Source organism: Roseomonas acroporae, from assembly GCF_023223525.1.
Lineage (GTDB): Bacteria > Pseudomonadota > Alphaproteobacteria > Acetobacterales > Acetobacteraceae > Roseomonas_E > Roseomonas_E acroporae.
This window is the reverse complement of the sequence record NZ_JALPRX010000189.1, coordinates 1-3,640: the sequence shown is the minus strand read 5'-3', so window position 1 is coordinate 3,640 and position 3,640 is coordinate 1. Positions and strand designations below refer to the sequence as shown.

General features: G+C 77.5%; 3 protein-coding genes and 2 tRNA genes. 3 read left to right on the top strand and 2 right to left on the bottom strand.

Annotated features, from left to right (window positions below; genetic code table 11):
- Positions 1-185 precede the first annotated feature (185 nt).
- Both M0638_RS27705 and M0638_RS27700 read right to left on the bottom strand, forming a co-directional pair.
- A tRNA-Gly gene (locus M0638_RS27705) sits at positions 186-259 on the bottom strand.
- Positions 260-345: 86 nt separating this feature from the next.
- Positions 346-428 (bottom strand) — tRNA-Tyr (locus M0638_RS27700).
- Between the two features lie 725 nt (positions 429-1,153).
- On the opposite strand from M0638_RS27700, the gene M0638_RS27695 reads away from it, so the two are divergent.
- The 3 genes from M0638_RS27695 (at position 1,154) to M0638_RS27685 (ending at position 3,518) form a co-directional block, all read left to right on the top strand.
- Positions 1,154-1,975: a TrmH family RNA methyltransferase gene (locus tag M0638_RS27695; RefSeq protein WP_248670186.1), complete on the top strand. Its 822-nt coding sequence runs from the start codon at positions 1,154-1,156 to the stop codon at positions 1,973-1,975.
- 265 nt (positions 1,976-2,240) lie between these two features.
- Positions 2,241-3,005 carry a 2-keto-4-pentenoate hydratase gene (locus M0638_RS27690; RefSeq protein ID WP_248670185.1) on the top strand — a complete coding sequence of 255 codons (765 nt, stop codon included), beginning with the start codon at positions 2,241-2,243 and terminating at the stop codon, positions 3,003-3,005.
- A 273-nt stretch (positions 3,006-3,278) separates the two neighbouring features.
- Entirely contained in the window at positions 3,279-3,518 is a 240-nt protein-coding gene (locus M0638_RS27685; RefSeq protein WP_248670184.1) for a hypothetical protein, read from the top strand.
- Positions 3,519-3,640 lie beyond the last annotated feature (122 nt).

Here is a 3,640-nt window from a genome sequence, read left to right as displayed (position 1 = left end):
GTGCGGCTTGTTCCGCTCGAACTTCGCTTTCGCCATTGCCTTGTTCCCGCGCGCCTGAGGCGCCCTTAAGCCCTGAGCCTGCTGAAAACCAACACCCGGCCGCGGCCCGACCAGGGGGAGCGGCCATCGGCACGCCCTCCCGCGGTGCGGTCCGGGACGGGCGCCGCCCCGATGCGCGCGGGCGCTGGAGCGGGTGACGGGAATCGAACCCGCACAACCAGCTTGGAAGGCTGGGGCTCTACCATTGAGCTACACCCGCACGCGCGCGCCTCGGCGCACCAACCTCGACGGCGTTCGTCCCGCGCCGGGGAGGCGCCCCGCGCGGGCCGGCTCCGGTAACGGACATGGAGGGGGTTGGATTCGAACCAACGTAGGCGCTAGCCAACGGATTTACAGTCCGTCCCCTTTAGCCACTCGGGCACCCCTCCACAGGGTCCGTTCCGACGTGCCGCGCCTCGGGCCGCCCGGCGGGTCGCTGTCCGGCGGACAGGACCTTCGGGCGGGTTCCCCTCGGGCGGGCCGGCGGGAGCGGGCGGACTATCCGCATTCGTCCTGCCCTGTCAACGTGCCTCGGTGCGGTGCCGGGCAATATGTCGGGCGGGGAAGGCTTGCCAGCCCGCGCGCGCCAAGCGAGATGCCGTGGATGCGCCAGACCCGTCCGCCGAAAGGCCGCCCCCCCACCCGCTCCAGGCCCGCCGCCGGCACCTGGCCCCCCTCGGCCGGCAGGACGCGCGGGCGCGCGGCCGGGGCCGAGGCGGGCCGGGACGAGCCGCCGCGGGACGAGGCGGCCGGGAGCAGGCCGGCCGGAGGCCCGGCCCGGGGCATCGCCCGAGGCAAGGCCGGCGGCGACCCGATGCGGGGCGAGCCGCTCCGGCGGGAGGCGAAAGGCCGGCCGGGCGCCGGCGCCGGATCCGGGGCCGGCGCGTGGGGCGGCCGGCGGGGCAGGCCCCAGGGCCGGAACGAGACTGGGCACGAGGGCGGGCACGAGGGCGGACAGGGCGCCGGGGAGCAGGGCGGCAGGCCGGACGCGCCCCGTGGCGGGCCGCGCGCCGATCACCGCCCCGCCCGCTCCATCCCCTGGGGCGATCCCCGGGAGGGGCATGCCGGGCGCGCGGCGCGGCGCCCGGAGCGGACCGGCGGCCAGATGGGCGGCATGCGGCCGGCCGCCGAGAGCCCGCGCGAGGCGCCGGAGGAACGGCCGGCGCATGGCCGCGCCGGGGAAAGGGACACCAGGGACAGGGGCGGCCGCGCCGGGGGCAAGGGCGGCCCCTACTGGCTGCATGGGCTGCACGCCGTGGCGGCGGCGCTCGCCAACCCGGAGCGCCGGCCGCGCCGGCTGCTGCTGACCGAGGAGGCCAAGTCGGCGCTGGCGGCGCGGGTAGCGGGGCCGTGGCCGGTCGAGACCGAGATCGTGGAGCGCGGGCGCATCGCCGCGCTGGTGGCCGAGGATTCGGTGCACCAGGGCGCGGCGCTGCTGGCCGACCCGCTGGTGCCGCCGCCGCTCGACGAGGCGCTGGCGCGCTCGGCCGGGCCGGTGCTGGTGCTCGACCAGGTGACGGACCCGCGCAACGTCGGCGCCATCCTGCGCTCGGCGGCGGCCTTCGGCGCGGCGGCGGTGGTGCTGCAGGAGCGGCACGCGCCGCCCGAGACCGGCGTGCTGGCGCGCGCCGCCTCCGGCGCGCTGGAGGTGGTGCCGGTGCTGCGCGCGGTGAACCTCGCGCGCACGCTGGAGGCGCTGAAGAAGGCCGAGCTCTGGGTGGTGGGCCTCGACGCGGCGGCGACCGGGACGCTGGCGGAAGCGGGCCTCTCGGACCGGCGGGTGGCGCTGGTGCTGGGCGCCGAGGGCGAGGGGCTGCGCCGGCTCACCCGCGAGGGCTGCGACCTGTTGACCCGCCTGCCGATCGCGCCCGAGATGGAGAGCCTGAACGTCGCCGCCGCCGCCGCCGTCGCCCTGTACGAGCTGGCCCGGCGCTGAGGCGGCCGGCCCGGCCGCCCGGATCCGGGCCAGGAGGAGCGCGGACCAGGGGCGCGGACCGGGCGGCGCGTCGGCGGAAGCGGCGCCGGCAGGCCGGGCCCCGGCCGGCGGCGGGAAGTCGGCGCGTGCCGGGGAGCAAGGGCCGGAGAGCCGGAGCATTTTCACGCTGAGCGTCCTCGCTCAGCGGCCCGGAAAATGCGCCGGATCAAAGGCTGGAGCCGGGGGGCACGCGCCGGGCCCGGCAATCAGGGAGAGGAAACACGCCATGTCCGCCATCGCCGACGCCATCCTGGCCGCGCGCCGGGCCCGGCAGGTGCTGCAGCCGCTCGGCGCCGACTCGCCGGCCGACACGGCGGCGGGCTACGCCGCGCAGCGCGCCCTGGCCGAGCGGGTGGGCGCCGTGCCGCCCGCCGGCTTCAAGATCGGCGCCACCACGAAGCAGATGCAGGACTATCTCGGCCTCGCCGGGCCGGCGGCGGGGTTCGTCGCGGCCGCCGGGCTGCACGGCACGCCGGCGCGGCTGCGCTATGCCGACTTCCACGCGCCGGGCGCCGAGTGCGAGGTGGCGCTGCGCCTCGGACGCGACCTGCCGGCCGGCACGCAGGACGAGGCCGCGATCGCCGACGCCGTGGCCGAGGTGTTCGCGGCGATCGAGATCGTCGAGCGGCGCTACGGCGACCTCGGCGAGCTGGGGACGCCGACGCTGATCGCGGACCAGGTGTTCCATGCCGGCGGCGTGCTCGGCGCGCCGGTGCGGGACTGGCGCGGGCTCGATCTCGGCGCGGTGCGCGGGCGGATCACGGTGGATGGCGAGGCGCGCGGCGAGGGGCGCGGGGCGGACCTGCTCGGCCACCCGCTGCGGGCGCTGCGCTGGCTCGCGGGCTCCGAGGCGGCGGCGGCCTTCGGGGGGCTGCGGGCCGGGCAGGTGGTGTTCCTGGGCTCGGTGACGCCGCCGATCTGGCTGGACGGGCCCTGCCGGGTGGTGGTGGCCTTCGATTCGCTCGGCGAGGTGTCGCTGGCGCTCGACTGATGCCGGCCGCCGACGCCCCCGGCCGGCCGTCTTGTCCTCCTCCGCGCCGGGGTGCCGGGCAACGTCTCCGGCGCCCTGGGAGGCCTTTTCGCGCTGCCCCAAGGGCGGAATGATTGGCGGCATGAGGGGCGGCATCGCGCGCGTGTGACCGATGCCGGCGCGGCCTTCGCGTGCGGTCCAAAGCCGCGGTTAACCAACGTTGCACCATGGTGGCGGCATCGCCCCGCGAAACCGGGGCTCCAAGCCAGGAAGGCGTGCCGAGGATGTTCGACGATGCGCCTGCACACGGAGCCGCTGCACTGGCACTCCCTTCCCGATGAGATCCAGCTCGCCATCTCGCGCGAAGCCCTGAGACGGGCCGCCGAGACACTGGCCGAGCATGCCGAGCTGCTGGCCGAGGAGATGGATCACGGCGCGCTGGCCGATCGCGGCGGGCCGGACGCGCTGCGCCTGTTCGCCGCCGTGGTCCGCGCCACGAACGACGGCGGCATGGCCGTGGCGGGGCATGCCTGAGGCGCCGGCGGGACCGGCCCGGCGGCGGCAGCGGCGACGGCGACCGTTGAGCGGCATGGCGCGCTGCGCTATCGCTTGCGCCGCCCCGCCGGGCGGGCCGGGTTAGCACAGCGGTAGTGCAG